16 protein-coding genes and 1 pseudogene are annotated in these 18,242 nt (G+C 73.4%); 11 read left to right on the top strand and 6 right to left on the bottom strand.

Annotation, left to right across the window (positions count from 1 at the left end; translation table 11 throughout):
- Positions 1 to 79: 79 nt before the first annotated feature.
- Positions 80 to 364 carry a hypothetical protein gene (locus tag ABEB13_RS36685; RefSeq protein ID WP_345708961.1) on the bottom strand — a complete coding sequence of 95 codons (285 nt, stop codon included), beginning with the start codon at positions 362 to 364 and terminating at the stop codon, positions 80 to 82.
- A gap of 455 nt (positions 365 to 819) precedes the next feature.
- Between ABEB13_RS36685 and ABEB13_RS36680 the strand changes: the two genes are divergently transcribed.
- Both ABEB13_RS36680 and ABEB13_RS36675 read left to right on the top strand, forming a co-directional pair.
- Entirely contained in the window at positions 820 to 2,349 is a 1,530-nt protein-coding gene (locus ABEB13_RS36680; protein ID WP_345708960.1) for an amino acid permease, read from the top strand.
- Between the two features lie 102 nt (positions 2,350 to 2,451).
- Entirely contained in the window at positions 2,452 to 3,234 is a 783-nt protein-coding gene (locus ABEB13_RS36675; protein ID WP_345708959.1) for a DUF4097 family beta strand repeat-containing protein, read from the top strand.
- A gap of 306 nt (positions 3,235 to 3,540) precedes the next feature.
- Here the strand turns inward: ABEB13_RS36675 and ABEB13_RS36670 are convergent, their stop codons facing one another.
- Positions 3,541 to 4,050, bottom strand: coding sequence for a MarR family winged helix-turn-helix transcriptional regulator (locus tag ABEB13_RS36670; protein ID WP_345708958.1), 510 nt, complete (start codon positions 4,048 to 4,050; stop codon positions 3,541 to 3,543).
- Between the two features lie 151 nt (positions 4,051 to 4,201).
- Between ABEB13_RS36670 and ABEB13_RS36665 the strand changes: the two genes are divergently transcribed.
- The 6 genes and pseudogenes from ABEB13_RS36665 to ABEB13_RS36640 all read left to right on the top strand — a co-directional run.
- Positions 4,202 to 6,328, top strand: a complete 2,127-nt coding sequence (locus ABEB13_RS36665) for an MMPL family transporter (RefSeq protein ID WP_345709955.1) — start codon at positions 4,202 to 4,204, stop codon at positions 6,326 to 6,328.
- Positions 6,329 to 6,619: 291 nt separating this feature from the next.
- Positions 6,620 to 7,048, top strand: coding sequence for a hypothetical protein (locus ABEB13_RS36660; RefSeq protein ID WP_345708957.1), 429 nt, complete (start codon positions 6,620 to 6,622; stop codon positions 7,046 to 7,048).
- Entirely contained in the window at positions 6,988 to 7,278 is a 291-nt protein-coding gene (locus tag ABEB13_RS36655) for a double zinc ribbon domain-containing protein (RefSeq protein ID WP_345708956.1), read from the top strand. The genes ABEB13_RS36660 and ABEB13_RS36655 overlap by 61 nt, the downstream gene beginning before the upstream one ends.
- 105 nt (positions 7,279 to 7,383) lie before the next feature.
- The gene (locus ABEB13_RS36650; protein ID WP_345708955.1) at positions 7,384 to 7,698 is read left to right on the top strand and encodes a hypothetical protein; all 315 of its coding nucleotides are present in this window, start codon (positions 7,384 to 7,386) and stop codon (positions 7,696 to 7,698) included.
- Between the two features lie 159 nt (positions 7,699 to 7,857).
- The gene (locus tag ABEB13_RS36645) at positions 7,858 to 8,334 is read left to right on the top strand and encodes a hypothetical protein (protein WP_345708954.1); all 477 of its coding nucleotides are present in this window, start codon (positions 7,858 to 7,860) and stop codon (positions 8,332 to 8,334) included.
- 202 nt (positions 8,335 to 8,536) lie between these two features.
- Positions 8,537 to 9,058: pseudogene (locus ABEB13_RS36640) on the top strand (uridine kinase family protein); the annotation flags it as partial.
- A 221-nt stretch (positions 9,059 to 9,279) separates the two neighbouring features.
- On the opposite strand, the gene ABEB13_RS36635 reads toward ABEB13_RS36640, so the two are convergent.
- Positions 9,280 to 10,038 (bottom strand): DeoR/GlpR family DNA-binding transcription regulator, encoded by a 759-nt coding sequence (locus ABEB13_RS36635; RefSeq protein WP_345708953.1) that lies wholly within the window; start codon positions 10,036 to 10,038, stop codon positions 9,280 to 9,282.
- A gap of 139 nt (positions 10,039 to 10,177) precedes the next feature.
- Between ABEB13_RS36635 and ABEB13_RS36630 the strand changes: the two genes are divergently transcribed.
- Together ABEB13_RS36630 and ABEB13_RS36625 are read left to right on the top strand one after the other, a co-directional pair.
- Entirely contained in the window at positions 10,178 to 11,314 is a 1,137-nt protein-coding gene (locus ABEB13_RS36630; protein ID WP_425559935.1) for an MFS transporter, read from the top strand.
- A gap of 164 nt (positions 11,315 to 11,478) precedes the next feature.
- Complete coding sequence (locus ABEB13_RS36625; RefSeq protein WP_345708952.1) at positions 11,479 to 12,006, top strand: VanZ family protein; 528 nt, start codon at positions 11,479 to 11,481, stop codon at positions 12,004 to 12,006.
- A 102-nt stretch (positions 12,007 to 12,108) separates the two neighbouring features.
- Here ABEB13_RS36625 and ABEB13_RS36620 read toward each other — a convergent pair whose 3' ends face one another.
- The 3 genes from ABEB13_RS36620 to ABEB13_RS36610 form a co-directional block, all read right to left on the bottom strand.
- A complete protein-coding gene (locus ABEB13_RS36620; protein ID WP_345708951.1) occupies positions 12,109 to 13,320 on the bottom strand; it encodes a beta-1,3-glucanase family protein in 1,212 nt (403 codons plus the stop codon).
- Positions 13,321 to 13,735: 415 nt separating this feature from the next.
- Positions 13,736 to 14,986, bottom strand: coding sequence for a hypothetical protein (locus ABEB13_RS36615; protein WP_345708950.1), 1,251 nt, complete (start codon positions 14,984 to 14,986; stop codon positions 13,736 to 13,738).
- 61 nt (positions 14,987 to 15,047) lie between these two features.
- A complete protein-coding gene (locus ABEB13_RS36610) occupies positions 15,048 to 16,661 on the bottom strand; it encodes a glycoside hydrolase family 26 protein (RefSeq protein WP_345708949.1) in 1,614 nt (537 codons plus the stop codon).
- A gap of 303 nt (positions 16,662 to 16,964) precedes the next feature.
- Here ABEB13_RS36610 and ABEB13_RS36605 point away from each other — a divergent pair, with 303 nt between their 5' ends.
- Positions 16,965 to 18,224 (top strand): extracellular solute-binding protein, encoded by a 1,260-nt coding sequence (locus tag ABEB13_RS36605; protein ID WP_345709954.1) that lies wholly within the window; start codon positions 16,965 to 16,967, stop codon positions 18,222 to 18,224.
- The last annotated feature ends 18 nt before the right edge of the window (positions 18,225 to 18,242 follow it).

Genomic DNA, 18,242 nt, shown 5'->3' with positions numbered 1-18,242 from the left:
CCCTCCTCCGACTGTAGCGGCGGACGGGGGCCCCGGACAGCGCGCGAACGGGGCCGGGGACGGACCGGGCACGGCCGGGTCAGCGCGCCACCGGGGCACCGCCGTGGTCGACTTGACGATCCATCAACTCCTGGCGCGCCTGCCGCAGGAGGCCGAGTGCCGTCCGCAGGTGGCGGACCACCTGCGGGAGGAAGCCGCCGAGGAAGCGGTCGGCCCGGGCACACTCCCGCGCCGCCCGGTCGAGCAGCCGTGCCGCTTCGCCGAGCACCGGGTCCCGCCGGTCGGCGGCGGCGCGTTCCGCGATGTCCGCGAGCAGGGTGGCGATCTCACCGGCCCCCGGATCGTCGAGGACGTCCTCCCCCACAGCAGGAGTTCGCGCGCCAGAGCCCCGAGGAGCGCGTCGCGGCGCCCCGTCCACCACCCACATGTCACGGACAAATCATCTCCGAACCGGCGGCCGCCCGTCCCGGGAACCGCCGGACCGGCTCCGGCCGGTGCGGCGGGAGGCGATCCGGCGGCCACACCCTCGGTGGTGTGAACGGCGGCCAAGGACGGTTCGGAGCCGAACACCGCCCGGACGGGTCCGCGACCGCCCGAATTCCGGCCGGCCCCGCCGGTGCCGGCCGGGCCCCCTCCGGCGGCCGGGGATGCCGTGCCCCGCTGACGCCGGCCGGACCTTCCACCGGGTGCGTCCCCGGCCGCCCGGGACGACCGCCCGTCAGGGCCGTCCGTGGGGTTTTCCACCCGGGCGGGGCCGCTGCGCAGCGTGCGGGCGGCCCGAGGGGGTACGCGTCACGCGGACTACCCCAGGAGGCCCGAATGACCAGCGCGCCCCAACCCGGACAGCGGCTGCTGCGCAGCCTCGTCCGGACCAAGCCCGTCGAGCAGTCGATCGCCGACACGGAGGAGCCGGAGCACGCGCTCCGCCGCTCGCTCTCCGCCCTCGACCTGACCGTGTTCGGCGTCGGCGTCATCATCGGCACCGGCATCTTCGTCCTGACCGGCACCGCCGCGAAGAACCACGCGGGCCCGGCGGTGGCGCTGTCCTTCGCCGCGGCGGGCGTGGTCTGCGCCCTCGCCGCACTCTGCTACGCCGAGCTGGCCTCGACGGTGCCGGTGGCCGGGTCGGCCTACACCTTCGCCTTCTCCACCATCGGCGAGCTGCCCGCCTGGATCATCGGCTGGGACCTGGTGCTGGAGCTCGCGCTCGGCGCCGCGGTGGTGGCGGTCGGCTGGTCGGGCTACGTGCAGTCACTGCTGGAGAGCGCCGGGGTGACGTTGCCGCACGCCATCTCCGGCGCGTCGACCGGGGGATGGAGTTTCAACCTGCCGGCGACCCTGCTGGTCGCGGTGCTGACCGCGGTGATCCTCGCCGGTATGCACCTGTCGGCCGAGGTCACCCGGGTCATCGTCGGCATCAAGGTGCTGGTGGTGCTGATCGTCATCGTGGCCGGGCTGTTCTTCGTCAAGGCCGACAACTACTCGCCGTTCATCCCCCGGCGAAGACCGTGGAGGAAGTCGGGCGGGGCCACGCCGCTGATCGAGGCCCTGTTCGGCTACACCCCGACGGACTTCGGGGTGATGGGCATCTTCACGGCGGCGGCCGTGGTCTTCTTCGCCTTCATCGGCTTCGACGTGGTGGCGACGGCCGCCGAGGAGACCCGCAACCCGCAGCGCGACGTGCCGCGCGGCATCCTGGGCTCGCTGGTCATCTGCACCGCGCTGTACATGGCCGTGGCGTTGGTCGTGACCGGCATGGAGAAGTACACCGAGCTGTCCGACGACGCGCCGCTGTCGGACGCGTTCAAGGCGGTCGGCCAGCATGCGTTCGCCGACATGATCAACGTCGGGGCGGTCGCGGGCCTCACCTCGGTCACCATGATCCTGCTGCTCGGCCAGAGCCGGGTGTTCTTCGCGATGAGCCGCGACGGCCTGCTGCCCCGGACCTTCTCCACCGTCCACCCGCGGTTCGGCACGCCCACGAAGGCGATCGTGATGCTGGGTGCGGTGGTCGCCGTGCTGGCCGGCCTGATCCCGCTGGAGGAGCTGTCCGAGCTGGTCAACATCGGCACGCTGTTCGCCTTCATCGTGGTGTCGATCGGCGTGGTGGTGCTCCGGCGGACCCGCCCCGACCTGCCGCGCGCGTTCCGCTGCCCCTGGGTGCCGGTGCTGCCCGTGCTGTCCGTGCTGGCGAGCCTCTGGCTGATGGTCAACCTGCCGGTCGCCACCTGGTGGCGCTTCCTGGTCTGGATGGTGATCGGCGTGGTCGTGTACGCCTTCTACGGGCGGTCGCACAGCCGGATGGGCGATCCCGGCCGCGCCCGCACCGGGACGTCCGGGCCGGGCTGACCGCGGACCGCGGCGGGCCGGCCGACTGCGGGCCGCCCGGGCTGCGCGTCCGGCTGCGGGACGGGGCCGTGTACCGGTCCCGGGGGCGGGGAGACGGGCGGCATGACGCCCACCGACCCGACTCCCGACCGCACCCCCACCCGTCCGACGGCGCCCGGTCCGGACCGGCGCTCGTGGCGCACCGCGGGCGCCGTCGTCGGCGCCGCCGTCCTGGCGGCCGCGGCCGCTTTCGTGCTGACGCCCGGCGATCCGCCCGGTACGCCCGGCCAGGCCCGCACCGCACCCGGGGTGCGGCCGCACGCCCTGCTGCTCGACGGGGTGGCCGGCCGGATCGAGGTCACCGGGACGGGCGGCACGACGGCGACCGCGGACTTCGTCCCCGAGGGCTCCACCCGCCCGGGCCCGGTCGCCTTCCACCCCACCGGCGCCGACGGCGGGCTGACGCTGGTGTGCGGCACCGCCGGCGGGGCGGTCGCCCCCTGCCGCGGCACCCTGCGGGTGGCTGTACCGGCGGGGACGGCCCTGACGCTGCACCAGTCGGCGGGCGAGACGGTGCTCTCGGGGCTGGACGGCGACCTGGACGTGGCCGTGACCTCCGCCCGGCTGACGGCCGTCGGTCTGCGCGCGCCCCGCGCCGGCATCACGGTCGACTCCGCGTCGGCCGACCTGGCGTTCGCGACGGCGCCCGGGGAGCTGGCGCTACGGGCCGCCTCGGCATCGGTCGCCCTGCGCCTGCCCGACACGGCCGAGGGCGAGGCGTACGCGGTCACCTCCGACGCCGTCTCGGCCGACGTGCGGGTCGCCGTGCCGCAGACCGCGGACCCGGCGCACGTGCTCAGGCTCTCCACGGTCTCGGCCTCCGTCGCCGTCCTCCCGACGGGCTGACGGCTGACGGCTGACGGCTGACGGCTGACGGCGGGCAGCGATCGGCGCGCACCGGACGGCGGCCGGGGCGGCGTCGGAGGCGACCGCGGCGGAAAACGGCCGGCCCCCGTGCCGGGCTTCCGGCAGGCTCCACCCCGATCGCCTCGGCTCCGGAGCATCCGGTCGTGCGGGCCCGGCCGGCGTACCTCCGGGACGACCCGATGGAGGAGCCCGAGGTCAGGGCGGCCGCGGCGGAGCGGCTCGCGGGCGGCAGCGTCTGAGCACGGCCCGCGGGATCCACGGCGGCGCGGCCGCCCCGGCGGTTGCTCAGGAGCGGCGGCGGTCGCGCTCGACGGCGAGTTCCTCGGTCATCCGGGCGAGGAAGCGCGCGACGGTGCGGAGTTCCTCCGGGTCGAAGTCCGCCCGAACGGTGTCGGTGGCCTCGGCGACGGGCGCGAACCAACGGGCGGCGAGGCTGCCGGCCTGCGGGTCGTAGTGGATCTGGACCTGGCGGCGATCGGCGCCGTCCCGGCTGCGGTGCACGTGGCCGGCGCGTTCGAGCCGGTCGAGGACGGCGGTGACCGCGCCCGAGGTGAGGGCGAGTTCGTCGCGCAGCCGCCCCGGGGTCATCGGCTCGCCCGTGGCGCCGGGCTCGGAGGCCCGCATGACCGCCAGCAGGGCGTTCACGTCCGTGGTGTGCAGGCCCTGGGAGGCGGCGAAGTCGTGGGCGAGCAGGTTCATCTCGGAGGCCAGCCCCTGGAGCAGTCGCCCGAAGTCCCGCCGGCCGGTCGCCGGCGTCGTCCCCTGGGGCTCGTCCGACTCGCTGCGCGTCGCCATGCCTCTCCACCTCGGCCCGGCCGGGGCCCGACCGCTCGGACACGACGCCCGCGTCGAACCGCTCCCGACCGGAGCCAATCTACCGAACAGAGAATATCTTCAGCATCAAGTCTCTCAATGCTTGAGATATCATCCGCATGTCCGGCTGCCGATCCCGTACGCCCGAAGGGCCTGCCATGCTCTCCACCCGCCGTCTCAGAATGCTCCTCCCCTGGCCCTCCTCGTGGTCTGGCTCGGCCTCGGCGGCGCCTTCGGCTCGTACGCCGGGAAGCTCGCCGAGGTGTCCACCAACGACAGCGCGGCCTTCCTGCCGCAGAGCGCCGAATCCACCGAGGTCGCCCGCCTCGACAAGGCCTTCCGCTCGGACTCCACGCTGCCCGTGATCGTCGTCTGGGTGAGCCGGACGGGCTCCGTCGGCCCGGCGCAGCGGGACGCCGCCGACCGGGCCCTGCGAGCTGCCACCGCCGCACCGGGCGCCACCGGCCAGGCCTCCCCTGCCATCCCCTCCGCCGACGGCAAGGCCCTGCAGGGCGTCGTCCAGCTCCGCTCCGACCTCGGCAAGGACACCGCGGACAGCATCACGGCGATCCGCCGCATCGCGGAGCAGGTCCCGCAGACCACGGTCGGGCTCGCCGGCCCGGCCGCGATCCTCGCCGACCTCTCCGGCGCCTTCGCCGGCATCGACGGCCTCCTGCTCGGCGTCGCCCTGGGCGTCGTCCTGGTGATCCTGCTCGCCGTCTACCGCAGCGTGCTGCTGCCGCTGCTGGTGATCCTGGGCGCGGTCTTCGCCCTCGGCGTGGCCTGCGCGATCGTGTACGTGCTGGCCGCCCACCACGTGGTGCGCGTCGACGGCCAGGTGCAGGGCCTGCTCTCGATCCTGGTCATCGGTGCCGCGACCGACTACGCGCTGCTGCTCTCCGCCCGGTTCCGGGAGGAGTTGCAGATCCACGGCGACCGCTTCACCGCGATGCGGATCGCCTGGCGGCAGTCGGTCGAGCCGATCGCCGCTTCCGGTCTGACGGTCGCCCTCGGTCTGCTGGTGCTGCTGCTCTCCGACCTGACCAACAACCGGGCGCTGGGCCCCGTCGGCGCGATCGGCATCGTCTGCGCGGTGCTCTCGGCGCTGACCTTCCTGCCCGCCGCGCTCGTCCTGCTCGGCCGGGCCGCCTACTGGCCGGCCCGGCCCGCCACCGACGGCTCGGCTCCGGTGCACGGCCTCTGGCGCCGGGTCGCCGCCCTGGTGGGCCGCCGACCCCGGGCCACCTGGGCGGCGAGCCTGGTGGTGCTGGCCGCGTGCGCTGCCTTCGCCCCCACCCTGGACTCCGGCGGTGTCCCGCAGACCGAGCTCTTCGTCAAGGCGCAGCCCTCGGTGGCCGCACAGCGGCTGCTCTCGGCGCACTTCCCGGGCGGCTCGGGCAACCCCGCGGTCGTGATCGCCTCCGCCGCGCAGGCCGACGCGGTCACCGCGGCCGCCCGCACCGTCCCCGGGGTGGCGGCGGTGCGGCCGTTCACCGGCGGCGCCCCGACCGGACCGGCGGCGGTCGTCGACGGCAGGATCCGGCTCGACGCCACCCTCGCCGACCCGGCGGACAGCGATGCCGCGGTGGACACCGTCCGGCGGCTGCGGACCGCCGTCCACGCCGTCCCCGGCGCGGACGCCCTGGTCGGCGGCTACACCGCCCAGCAGTACGACACCCGGACGACGGCCGAGCACGACCGCACGGTGATCATCCCGGTGGTGCTGCTGTGCATCCTCGTGGTCCTCGTCCTGCTGCTGCGCTCGCTCCTGGCGCCCGTCCTGCTGGCCGCCACCGTCGCGCTGTCGTACCTCGCCACGCTCGGTGTCTCGGCCGTGGTGTTCCCGCACGTGTTCGGTTTCAGCGCCACGGACCCGTCGGTGCCGCTGTACGGCTACGTGTTCCTCGTGGCGCTCGGCGTGGACTACAACATCTTCCTGATGACCCGGGTGCGGGAAGAGGCGCTGCGACACGGGACGCGGGAGGGCGTCCTGCGGGGTCTGACCGCCACCGGCGGCGTGATCACCTCGGCGGGCGTCGTGCTGGCCGCCACCTTCGCGGCGCTGGGCGTGATCCCGCTGGCCTTCCTGGCCCAGATCGCCTTCATCGTGGCGTTCGGCGTCCTGCTCGACACCCTGCTCGTCCGCTCCCTGCTGGTGCCCGCGCTGGTCCACGACCTGGGTGACCGGGTCTGGTGGCCCGTCCGCCTGCGCGCCGGCGCCGCCGCCGGGGCCGACGACCGGCCCTCCGTCCGGGTCTGAGCCGCGTCCGGCTCGGAGCCGCGTCCGGGTCCGAGCCGCCCCGTCACCACCCGCCCCGTCCCGGCCGTTGTTCGGCCGGGACGGGGCCGCCGTCGGCCGGGCCGACGGCGCGCGGAGAACCGACGCATACGCAAGACCCGGCGGCCGGAAGCGCTCCGCGGTCTGCCCCCGGGCCGCCTCCGGCCGGTGCACCGGGCTGTGCCAAGGTGTGCTCCGGCTCCGGGAACCGGAGCCGGCCTGGACGGCGTCCGACGGACGGACGCATCGTCGGCACGTACCGGGTGGGACGGCATGAGCGAGATCTACTTCAGCAACAACTACCGCGACCTGTGCGAGCAGCACGGGACGGGAGCCGGCTTCCAGTTCGAGTTCTCCTGCTCCCGCTGCCACGACACCTGGCGGTCGCCGTTCGAGGCGTTCACCACCGGCCAGGTGGCGGGCTGGCTGAGCAAGGGCGTCAGCACCGCCTGGAACCTGATCGGCGGGACGGCCACCAACGGCATCACCAACGCCGCGGACGGCCTGGCGGGCGCGGGCTGGGGCAGCTCCCGGGACGCCGCGTTCCAGCGGGCGATCGGCAACGCCCAGAGCCACTTCAACCGGTGCGGCCGCTGCACGCACTACGTCTGCGGGCGCTGCTGGAACACCGCCCAGGGCCTGTGCCTGACCTGCTCCCCGACACCGCCGCCGAGGCGGTCGCCGCGCAGCAGCGCGGCCTGAACGACATGGTCGCCCAGCAGGCGTACGCGCACGGCCAGCAGGCCGGGCAGTCCTTCGACGTCACCGCGCCCCGGCAGCTGGTCTGCCCGCAGTGCCGCGCGGAGACCCACGGCACGCCGTTCTGCCCGGGCTGCGGGCACCGCCTGGCCCAGGAGATCGCCTGCGGCGGCTGCCACAACCCGTTGCCGGACGGCGCCGCGTTCTGCCCGACCTGCGGCACCAGGCGCTGACCGCGCCGGGGACACCCGCCGGGATGCGCCGCCCGCCGTCCTGCGAACGGCCGATGCCTTCGCGGGCAGAGGTTTCACGGCGGCAGGCGCGGTGACAGGTAGAACATGGGCAGATTCGTGATCACCGTTCCCGGCACCGTGCTCCAGCCCGTCGACGACCGGGCGCGCGGCGTCCTGCTGGCGAGGCTCCAGGGCGCCGATCCGGACGAGGTCGGCGCCGAGGTGCCCGACCTGGATGTGCTGACGCTCGACTCCGACGGCGGTCCCTTCGTGCTGCGGCTGGAGGTCGACGCGGCGGACCGGACGGAGGCCGGCGAGGCCGCGCTGCAGCTGGCCCGGGAGGCGTTCGCCGCGGCGGGCTTCGAGGGCGACACCGTGGCCACCGGCACGCCCGTCATCACCGGCATCGACGTCGGCTGACGCGGGCCGGACGGACGCCGCGCGGGAGCACCGGCGCTCGCCGGCGGGGACGCGGGCGGCGCCGGTTTGGCGCCGGGGATCCGGGCAAGGCGCGCAGGGCAGGGGCGGCCGCACCGCCGCCCGCCGTCCGTTCCGGATCCGACCGAAGGGCAGCGACCGATGGATCCCCACTCCCGTCCCGATCAGCACACCTCCGACTCCCGGCGCAGCGGCCTGGACGACGTCAACGGCTCGGCGGCCCACGTCGGGCTCGGCGTCCCCCTGCCGGACGACCCGGAACTCCTGTTGGGCGACGCGACAGCCGCCCGCGACCTCCTGTTCGGCGCGCCGTCCGGCGGACCGGACCGCTCCCGCGGAGCGGACGACCGCACCGGCGGGGCCGCACACCCGGTGGGCGCAGCCGCCCGCGACGCGCTCACCCGGTCGGCCGTCGCCGTCCGGCGGGCCGGCCGCACCGGCCTGGCGGCCGCCCGGCGCAGGATCCGGCGGGCGCGGGCCACCGGCGCGGCGCGCAGCTTCGTCCCGGGCGGCGAGCCCTTCGAGGTCGACCGGCCCGTCCGCCGGGGGCCGGCCCTGATCGCCGCAGGTGCGGTGGGCGCCGTCCTGCTCTGGGCGGTCACGCGCCGGCGCCGCTGAGCAGGACACCACCGGGGGACGGCAGGCGGCGGGAAGGAGCTGCCGCCCGGTGTCCGGAAAGAGGGTGGCCGCCGGGGCTGCGCGGACCGTAGGTTGGCTCCTCAGTCGGCTCCGCCCGGCACACTGCCCCCGAGGAGTACCCGTGCCCCACCATGTGGAGGACGGGAGCCCCGGCGGCCTCGCGGAGGCCCCGGAGGCCCAAATGGCGCAGGAGATCGTGCTGTCGGGCGCCGCGCGGGCCGCCGAACGGCCGGCCGATCGGCACCACGAGGCCGTGACCGAGCAGGCGAAGGACGTGGTCGCAGGCCTCCTGCGCCAGGCCCACGCCGCCGGGACCACTCGGCTGCTCGCGATCGACGGCACCGGCGGATCGGGCAAGTCGACGCTGGCGGCCGCGGTGGCCGGACAGCTCGACGGCTCCGTGGTCGTCCACGTCGACGACTTCTACCGTCCGATGCCCGATGAGGAGCGGGAGCAGCTCGACGCGGAGCAGGGCTACCACCGCTCCTTCGACTGGGAACGCCTCCGCGCCCAGGTCCTGCTCCCGTTGCGGGAGGGCCGGGCGGCCCGCTGCCAGCTCTACGACTGGGCCACCGGGGAACTCGGCGCCCGGCAGGAGATCGCGCCCGGCACCGTGGTGATCGTCGAAGGGGTCTACGCCGCCCGCCCGGAGCTCGTGTCCCTCTATCACTTCACGGCCTACGTCGACACGCCACGGGACATCTGCCTGCAGCGGGTGCGGGCGCGCGGTGAGAACCCCGAGGAGTGGATCAAGCGGTGGCGCGCCGCCGAGGACCACTACCTGCGCACCGAGCGACCCCGCGGCCGGGTCGAACTCCTCGTCCGCGGCCACTGGGACGAGGAGTCCCGAGAAGGGACCTCCGGGCCGGAGGACGCGGAATCCCGTGCACCCCAGCCGGCTTCTGAGCTCGGACGCCGGCGAGCTCAGACCCGGTGCACCAGGACGCCCGCCGCGCCCAGGGCCGCGGTCTCCTCCGGCGGCGCCGCCTCGTCGGTGACCACCGCGTCCAGCGCCCCAGGGGCGGCGACGAAGGCCAGCGCGGTCCGGGAGAACTTCGCGGCGTCGGCGACCACGATCACCCGCCGGGCGGAGGCGATGGCCGCCCGCTTCACCGCGGCGTCCGCCAGGTCGTAGGCGGTGAGGCCGTCGGCCGCGGTCAGGCCGCAGCAGCCGATGACGGCCGTGTCGAAACGCAGCGCCGCCAGGGAGGCCTCCGCCAGCGGCCCGGTGAGCGCCAGCTCGCCCGGGCGGGGTTCGCCACCGGGGAGCAGCAGCCGGATCTCCGGGGCGGCGGTGAGCGCATTGGCGGCGTGCAGCGACAGCGGCATCACGGTCAGCCGTCGGCCCTGCACCGCCCGGGCGACCTCCAGGCAGGTGGTGCCGCTGTCCAGGACGACCGACTCGCCGTCCGCGAGGAGGTCCGCGACGGCGGCGGCGATCCGGGTCTTGGCCTCGACACCGTCCCCGGCCCGGAGCGCGAACGGCGGTTCCTCGCCGCGCAGCAGCAGGCTGCGGGCGCCGCCGCGGTAGCGCTCCAGCAGTCCCTGGGCGGCCAGGGTGTCGAGGTCGCGCCGGATCGTCATCTCCGAGGCGCCGGTGGAGCGGGCCAGCTCGGCGACGCCGACCTGGCCGGCTTCCTGCACCTGCTCGACGATCCTGCGGAGTCTGTCGCTGCTCACCATGGGGCCAATTGAACAATCATGGCGTTCGAAAAGCAAGCTTTCGAACACCAATCATGTTTGCTAGCGTCGACGGCATGCAGAGCCCCCGAAGGCCGCCCGTGCGGCCACCTTCGCCTACTTCGCGCTCAACGGCTTCGTCATGGGCATGTGGGTCGTCCACATCCCCGCCGTCGAACAGCGCGCCGGCATCGCCCACCCCGTCCTCGGCTGGCTCCTGCTCCTGCTCGGTGGCGGTGCCTTCGCCGGCATGCAGCTGGCCGGCCGGCTCACCGACCGCTACGGCGCCCGGCGGATCGTCCCCGTCGCCGGCGTCCTGTGCAGCGCCGCCCTCGTCCTGCCGGGGCTCGCGACCGACGGCCCTGCCCTCGGCGCCGCCCTGCTGCTCCTCGGCATCGGCAACGGCGTCCTCGACGTCGGCATGAACGCGCACGCCGTCGAGGTCGAGCGGCAGTACGGACGGCCCGTCATGGCCGCCTTCCACGCGGTGTTCTCCATCGGCGGCGTGCTGGCCGCGGTGCTGGGCGCGGCCGCACTCGCCCGTGGCTGGACCCCGGCCGGCACGCTCACCGCCGCCGCCCTGACCGCTGCCGCGGCCTCCGTGCTCTGCGGCCGGGCACTGCTCGACCGGCCGCCCACCACGGGCGGGCCCGCCCGTCCTGGCGACGGCACTGCCACGCCCGCCACGCGCCGCCGGACCCGCACGCCCGGCCGAATCCGGGCACTGGCGGGCCTCGCCTTCGTCCTCATGCTGTGCGAGGGCGTCGCCAACGACTGGAGCGTACTGGCCGTCCGCGAGGGGCTCGGTGCCGCACCGGCCACCGCGGCACTCGCCTACGGGGCGTTCGCCACCGCCATGACCACCGGCCGCTTCCTCGCCGACCGCGCCGCGCAGCGCTTCGGGTCGCTCGCCGTCGTCGGCCACGGTGCGCTGCTCGCCGCCGCCGGCCTGTCGGCGGCCGCGCTGGCCCCCACCGTCGCCGTCGCACTGACCGGCTGGGCGGTCTTCGGCGTCGGACTCTCCGGCTGTGTGCCGCAGCTCTTCAGCGCCGCCGGCCACGCCGACCCGGCCGCCTCCGGTACCAACGTCTCCCGGGTCGCCGGCCTCGGCTACCTCGGCATGCTCGCCGGCCCCGCCGTCATCGGCCCCCTCACCCGCGCCGCGCCCCTGCACCTGGTGCTGCTGCTCCCGGTCGCCCTCTGCCTCGTCGCCGCTGCCGCGGCCCGCCCGGCGCTGGCCGCACCGCGAGCCGGCACAGCCATCAACGCCCCCGCCTGAGGACGGGTGGAGCCGTCACCGACCGGACATCAGGCGCCCGGTGTGACCGTGCGGCGGCCGGGTACACGTCGCTCGGTCGGCAAGGCGACACCCACGGGAGGGGACGAACGATGGCGGTGACACGGACGCGGAGACGCACGGTCCGCAGCGGTGCGACCGAGGAGGTGGCCGAGCCCGCGAAGGCCCCGGCGGTCCGCCCGCCCCTGCTCCAGCGGACGGGCCTCCTGGCGGGGGCGGTACGGCTGCTGGTGCTGCTGGTCGCCCTGTCGCTGACGGTGCTGTTCGCCGTGGCGCTGGCGCGGGTGACCCTGGTGCCGGAGCCGGGTGCGCGCGGCCTGGTGCACGCCAACCTCAGCCCGGGATCCTCACTGAAGCTCTATCTCGACCGCCCCGCGGTCCGGGACGCCGTCAAGCAGGTCGGCGGGAACATCCTGCTCGGGGCGCCCTTCGGCGTGCTGCTGCCCCTGCTGACGCGCCGTGCGGCGGGGTTGGTGCGCGTCACCGTCCTCACCGTGCTGACGATGACGCTGGTGGAGGTCGCCCAGGCCACCCTGGTACCGGGCCGGGCCTTCGACGTCGACGACGTCATCCTCAACACCACCGGCGCCGTGCTGCTCTACCTGGCGCTCGGCCGCAGGATCGCCCGCGCCCTGCACCGGCCACGGCGTACCGCCGCACGCGAGGACGGCTGAAGGGACGGCCGGGAGGACGGCCGAGGGGTGGGGTCCGGACTGCCGACCGCCGACAGTCCCGGACCACACCCCCGAAGCGCACCAGGTAAGCCTGACGTCACATCAGCTGAACGGGTCGAGGGTCAGATAGGCCTGCTGGGGGTTGCCGTCGTTCACCAGCGACTCGTGGTGGCCGACGTCGTCGAAGGCGAACGCGTAGGCGTTGCCGTCCGCCATCTGGGCGTGGATCTTGCGGGCGTACTGGTTGGTCACGGCGTCCTGGTAGAAGCCCGCCGCGCTCGTGTCCGGCTGGTTCGCATGGGTGAGCAGGGTGGAGCGGTTGTAGGCCGCGCACAGGGTGCGCGAAATCGGGCCGCGTACCTGGTCGTTGGGGGCGTCCAGGAGCTTGTAGCAGCCGAAGATGCTGTCCGAGTCCGGCTTCTGGAAGCTGGTGACGACGGCGCCCGAGGAGTTGGTGAAGTTCATGGTGTTGCCGGACACCCGGCCGAAGTACTTGGTGGCGGGCTGGTCGGCGAACGGCGTCACCGTGAGCGTCGAGGTGGCGTACTTGGACCACACGCGGTTGACGTAGTCGCTCATCACGCCGGCGGACAGCGCGCCGTTCTCGATGCCGTGCCCGGGTGCGAGGGCGCGCAGCACGGTGCCGTCTGAGCGGGTCTGGACCAGGTTCGCCCAGCCGCCGGACTGTCCGCGGAGTGCGCTGTAGAAGCCTTGGTAGCCACCGGACTTGAGGTGGCCGGTGCTGCGGGTGGCGCCGTTGCCGGCCTTGACGCCGACCGCGTACGGCGCCGAGAACATGTCGACCTGGGTGCTGTTGATCCACAGCCCGGAGTCGTTGAGCGTGTACTCCGACCAGTTGAACAGGATGTCGTGGTTCGGGTCGCTCGGGTTCTGCACGGCCGGCTGGACGAGCCCGCCGGTCGCCAGCTTGAAGACCAGCTTCTTGCCGTACGAGAAGTAGATCCGGCCGGAGAACTTCGGAATGCGGATGGTCATCGAACTGCCCGGCGCGGGCCCGGCGATCGCCGCGTCCGGCGCGGGCGCGGGCGGGTTGGCGCCGCCCGGCCAGGCGTGGAAGGTCCCGGACGCATCGGCCCAGCCCTGCCGACCGGTCGCGAGCAGCGTTCCGAGGTCGTAGAGGTAGACCGGTTCGCTGCGGCCGGAGTTGTTGGTGACGGTGAGCTGGATGGTGGTCGGCACGGCGGCACCGGCGTGCTCCGCGGGCGCGGCAACGGTCACTCCGGCGGCCGCGACCAGCGCGAGGACCGCGGCCGGGGCGGTTCGGCGGACGGATGGCGCTCGTCTCGTTCCCATGGATGCTCCCTCGTGGGGGGTGGGGGCGGGGCAGCGGGGCCCCGCAACAGGAGGCGCAGGGCATGGGGGCGCCCTGCGGCGTACGGGTGCTCCAGGTCGTGCGGCTCGGAGCAGGCTCGGAGGAGGCTCGGCAGGGTGCGGCTCGACCGATACTGAGAGCGCTCTCAGATTGCGGCGCCTTGGTGAGCATGTCAATGCCCTGGACGGAACGCCATGCGGCCGATCGGCAAACCCTCGGCGCATCGCCATGGCGCGGAAAACCCGTACTACTGCCCCGACCTGCAGGAACACGGCCACCCTGGCTCGGCGGCGCCGAGCCCGGGCGCGATCGCTCTCCAGTCGGACGTGGAACTGCCCCGCGCGGGTGACCCACGCGGGGCAGAGAGCGCTTCCAGCGAATGGCCGCCCGAGCACCTCAGCGGCAGTGCGTCCCGAACCCTCCTGCGGCCAGCCCCTGGCAGAAGGACGTCCGTGCCGAGCCGTACCGGGACAGCCGGCCGTCGACGAACCAGGTGGTGTCCGGCGGGAAGTCGAAGGTGCCGTCCTGGACGGCGTCCCACCCGTAGCGGAAGTCGAGGTCGATGTAGGTCACCGCGGTGATCACCCGGGAGAGGTCGTACGTCCCGGACTGGTTGGGGATCGGCCCCGAGTAGTTGAGCAGACCGAACAGCCGCTGCACCCACTGCGCGCCGCGGGTCTGTTCCATGCCGTCGGTCGCGCCGTTGTCGGCGGTGAAGTTCATCATGCCGCCCTCGGAGACGATCATCGTCTTGCCGTGGTCCCTGGCGAACTTCATCATGCCGAGGACGTTGCCGTCGTAGTCCCAGTTCTTCCAGATCGCCGCCGGGTTGCCCCAACTGTCCGTCCCGATGTACGGGTTGCGGCACTGGAGGGCGTTGGTGTCGTAGTTGTCCGGCGGGGTGCCGTTGTAGAGGTAGCCGTGGTCGTAGATCGGCAGGCACAGCTCGTGGGCGAACACCGAGACACCGATCCGGTCCACCAGTCCGTCCCCGGGGTAGAGCTGGGCATACTCGCCGCGGACCGGGTGGTAGACGTACTGGACGTTGCCCTGGCGCTTGGCGCCGTCGATGAGCGAGCGGATCCGGGCGAACGCGCCCTTGTACGAGGAGCAACTCGCGTCGGTGCAGTGGTAGGCACTGCTGACCTCGTAGTCGATCCGCAGCAGGAAGGTGGCCGCCGGGTAGCGGTTGACGAAGTCGATCAGCGTGGCGAAGCGGTCGGCGTACTGCCCGTCGGCGAGTTCCTGGGTGACGGCACGCGAGCGGGCGGCCCGGTCGCCGCCGGTGTACCCGGGCGGGTTGTCCTTCCAGCTGATGCCGATCTGGACGGTCCTGCCCTGTGCGGCGAGGAAGGTCGCGTAGTCGCGGTGGGCGTCTGACACCCAAGTGCCGGACGCGAGTTCGTAGTAGACCGAACCGCCGGCCGGGGCATCCGTGAAGGTCGACAGGTCGTCCCAGGCTGCGCGGGTCGACTGTCCGGCGAGCAGGATCCGTGCGGGCGGGGACGCGGTGGCGGCCTGAGCGGCGGGGGCCGCCTGCGCGCCCTGGGCCGCGTGGGCCGCCCGGGGCAGGGCGCCGCAGAGCAGCGCGACGAGCAGCAGCGGCAGGAGCAGCAGGCGGGTGGACCGGTGCGGGGTGGGGGGCACGGGGTCTCCGAAGGGTGAGGGCCGGGCCCGGTACGCCGGCGCGTACCGGGCCCGGCGCGGGTCAGGCGGTCGCGGTGAACGTGGGGGTGGAGACCTGGTACGTCTGGCCGTTGGGCTGGTAGTCGAACCAGTAGCTGATCCGGTCCCCGGTGTGCGCGGTGAGGGGCTGCTCCCAGCGGCCGGCGGAGGCGTTCCAGGTGAGGAAGTAGTTGCCCTGGGCCCCGCCGTTGACCGTGCAGTGCACGGTCACGAAGGACGCGGTGAAGCCCTGCGGGCGGAACCACAGCACGGGTGAGGCACCGGTGGCGAGACCCTGCGTGTAGGGGGCCTGGCTGCCGGTCGGGGTGGGCGTCGGCGTGGGGGTCGGCGACGCGGTCGGCGTGGGTGTGGGTGTCGGCGTGGGGGTCGGGGTGCCGGTGCTCGTGCCGGTGCCGTTCACCCACTGCGACGTGCGCAGTTCGGTCAGGAAGTTCGCCAGCACGGTCGGGTCCGCCTGGACCCGCGAGTCGCCCCAGTACCCGTTGGAGCAGCCCGTCCCGCCGGCGGACGCACCGTCGGCGCACTGCCAGATGGTCTGGCTGTCCCAGTTCGTGTTGATGTAGGCGGCGGCACGGATGACGTCGCGGTTCTGCGCGATCCAGGCGAAGTACGGCGCGTACCACTCGTTCCAGATGTCCTCGCCGGTGGCGGCGGTCTTGTTCTTCTTGAAGATGCAGCTCTTGGTGTGGGCGCCGGTCTGGTAGCCCTGCGGCGAGGACTCGGCGACCATCACGGGCTTGCCGTGCGCGCGGGCGAAGTCCAGGACCCGGTTCTGCAGGGCGCCGGGCGGGGTGTCGTAACTGCTGCAGCCCCACTGGGTGGCGAGTGAGCCGGCCGTGTAGAACGCGGAGAGTGCGACCCAGTCGACGTACTGGTCACCGGGGTACCAGGCGTCGTAGTGGCCGGGGTCGGTGACGACGTAGTTCCACTCGGGGTGGTCGGTGTTGGTGTTGAGCGGCCAGGCGGCGCTCTGCCAGACGGTGGCGACGTTGGTCGCGCCGAGGGCGTCGATCCGGCCCTTGATGTAGGCGAAGGCCTGCTTGTAGAAGTCGGCGCTGTAGCAGTTCCACGGGCCGTCGAACTCGTAGCCGATCCGCAGGTAGACCGGCCGGTTGTAGCCCTTGAGACTGGTGACCATCTGGTCGACCTTGGCGCGGTACTGGCTGATCAGGCTGGGACTGCCCGACGTCACGTCGCTGTCGTTGCGGCCGATGATGGCGCGGAGCGGCTGGTTGTTGCATCCGCTGGTGGCGTCGGAGAGGTAGAGGCCGACGGCGAGTGCAGCGTTCGGGTAGGCCGCGAGGGTGTCGTCGAAGTCGACCCGGCCTGCTCCCCAGTCCGCGGGGCCGGTGATGCCGGCCAGCGGCGCGGGCGTGCCGCCGAGGACGAGATTGGTGTAGAGCGTGACGCCGCCCGGGGCGGGGGCGTCGACTCCCGGTTTGGTGAGGACGTCGGTCTTGTACTGGGCCAGGGTGTCGCTGTCCTGACCCATGATCGCCAGCACGCGGCCGTCCGCGGGCAGGTTGCGGGCGGCAACGGCCGCCTGGGCGGGCTGTTGGAATCCTGGCACGGCGAGGACGGCGGCAACGGCGAGGGCCAGTGCGGCCGCCGGTCCGGCTCTGCGGATCAGGCGCATGGATGTGCTCCCAGCTGGTCCGGGTGGGTGGGACTCGAATGCTGATGAGCTCCGAATCCCACGTCAACAGTCTCGGAAACATTCGTAGATTCTGGCAGGTCGCGGCCGGTTGCTACGAAACGGAATGCCGCTCACCATCCCTCTCCTCAAGGCTACTTCCCGATACGATGCTTCGAAACTTGGACCGAAACACTTGACGTGGAGTTTCGCTGAACGGCAGGTTTTGCACGGCGCCACCCACCCCACCCCTCGCCCCATACGGAGGCTCGCCATGGGCTCCCCCGTGCCCGCAGACCCCTCGCGATCGCCGCCACCGCGGCCGCTGCCGCCCTGCTGCTCACCGCCTGCTCCTCCGGGACGGGCGGCGGCGACGCGACCGGCGGGAAGATCACGCTGACCGTCGCCACGTTCAGCGACTTCGGCTACAAGCCGCTCATCGCCGAGTACGAGAAGTCCCACCCGAACATCACCGTCAAGGAGCGCGTCTCCCAGATGGACCAGCACCACAACAGCCTCTCCACCCAGCTGTCCTCGGGCAGCGGAGCGGCCGACGTGGTCGCGATCGAGGAGGGCTACCTGCCCAAGTTCCGGGAGGTGAAGGACAAGTTCGTGAACCTCGCCGACTACGGCGCGAACTCCCGCAAGGACGAGTACCTGCCGTACAAGTGGGCACAGGCGACCACCTCCGACGGGTTCGTGCTCGGCTACGGAACCGACGTCGGCGGCCTGGCGATCTGCTACCGCAAGGACCTCTTCCAGCAGGCCGGCCTGCCCACCGACCGCACCGAGGTCGGCAAGCTCTGGCCCACCTGGGACGCCTACTTCAAGACCGGCGGGACCTTCCGCAGCAAGGTGCCGGACCACGCCTGGTTCGACTCGGCCGGCAATGTGTTCACCGCGATGATGAACCAGGCCGAGTTCGGGTTCTTCGACGCCAAGGACTCCTACATCGCCGACACCAACCCGCTGGTCGCGGCGGACTTCGCCGCCACCGGCGGCGCCACCGAGCACGGCCTGTCGGCGAACCTCGCGCCGTTCAGCCAGCAGTGGAACGCCGGCATCAAGCAGGGCCGGATGGCGACCATGACCTGCCCGGCATGGATGACGGGCCTGATCCAGTCCGCCGCCGGCCCGGAGTCGGCCGGCAAGTGGGACATCGCGGCGGTGCCGGGCGGCGGCGGCAACTGGGGCGGCTCCTTCCTCACCGTCCCCAAGCAGACCAAGCACGCCAAGGAGGCCGCCGAGCTGGCCGCCTTCCTGACCTCCGCGGACTCGGAGAAGGCGATCTTCCAGGGGCCGACCGGCTCGCTGCCCTCGCTGCAGAACGTCCTCAAGGACCCGGCGGTGCAGGGCACCAAGCAGGCCTACTTCAACGACGCGCCGACCGGGCAGATCTTCGCCGCCTCCGCGAGCGGCCTCAAGCCGAGCTTCCGCGGCACCAAGGACCAGCAGGTCCGGGTGCCCTTCGGCAACGCACTCGGGCTGATCGAGCAGCACAAGTCCACCACCGCGGAGGCCTGGGAGAAGGCGCTCGCCGAGGCGAGGAAGAGCCTCTCCCACTGACCGGCCCTGCCACGTGGT

This window comes from Kitasatospora paranensis (assembly GCF_039544005.1).
GTDB classification, from domain to species: Bacteria; Actinomycetota; Actinomycetes; order Streptomycetales; family Streptomycetaceae; genus Kitasatospora; species Kitasatospora paranensis.
This window is presented reverse-complemented; position numbering and strand designations above follow the sequence as displayed.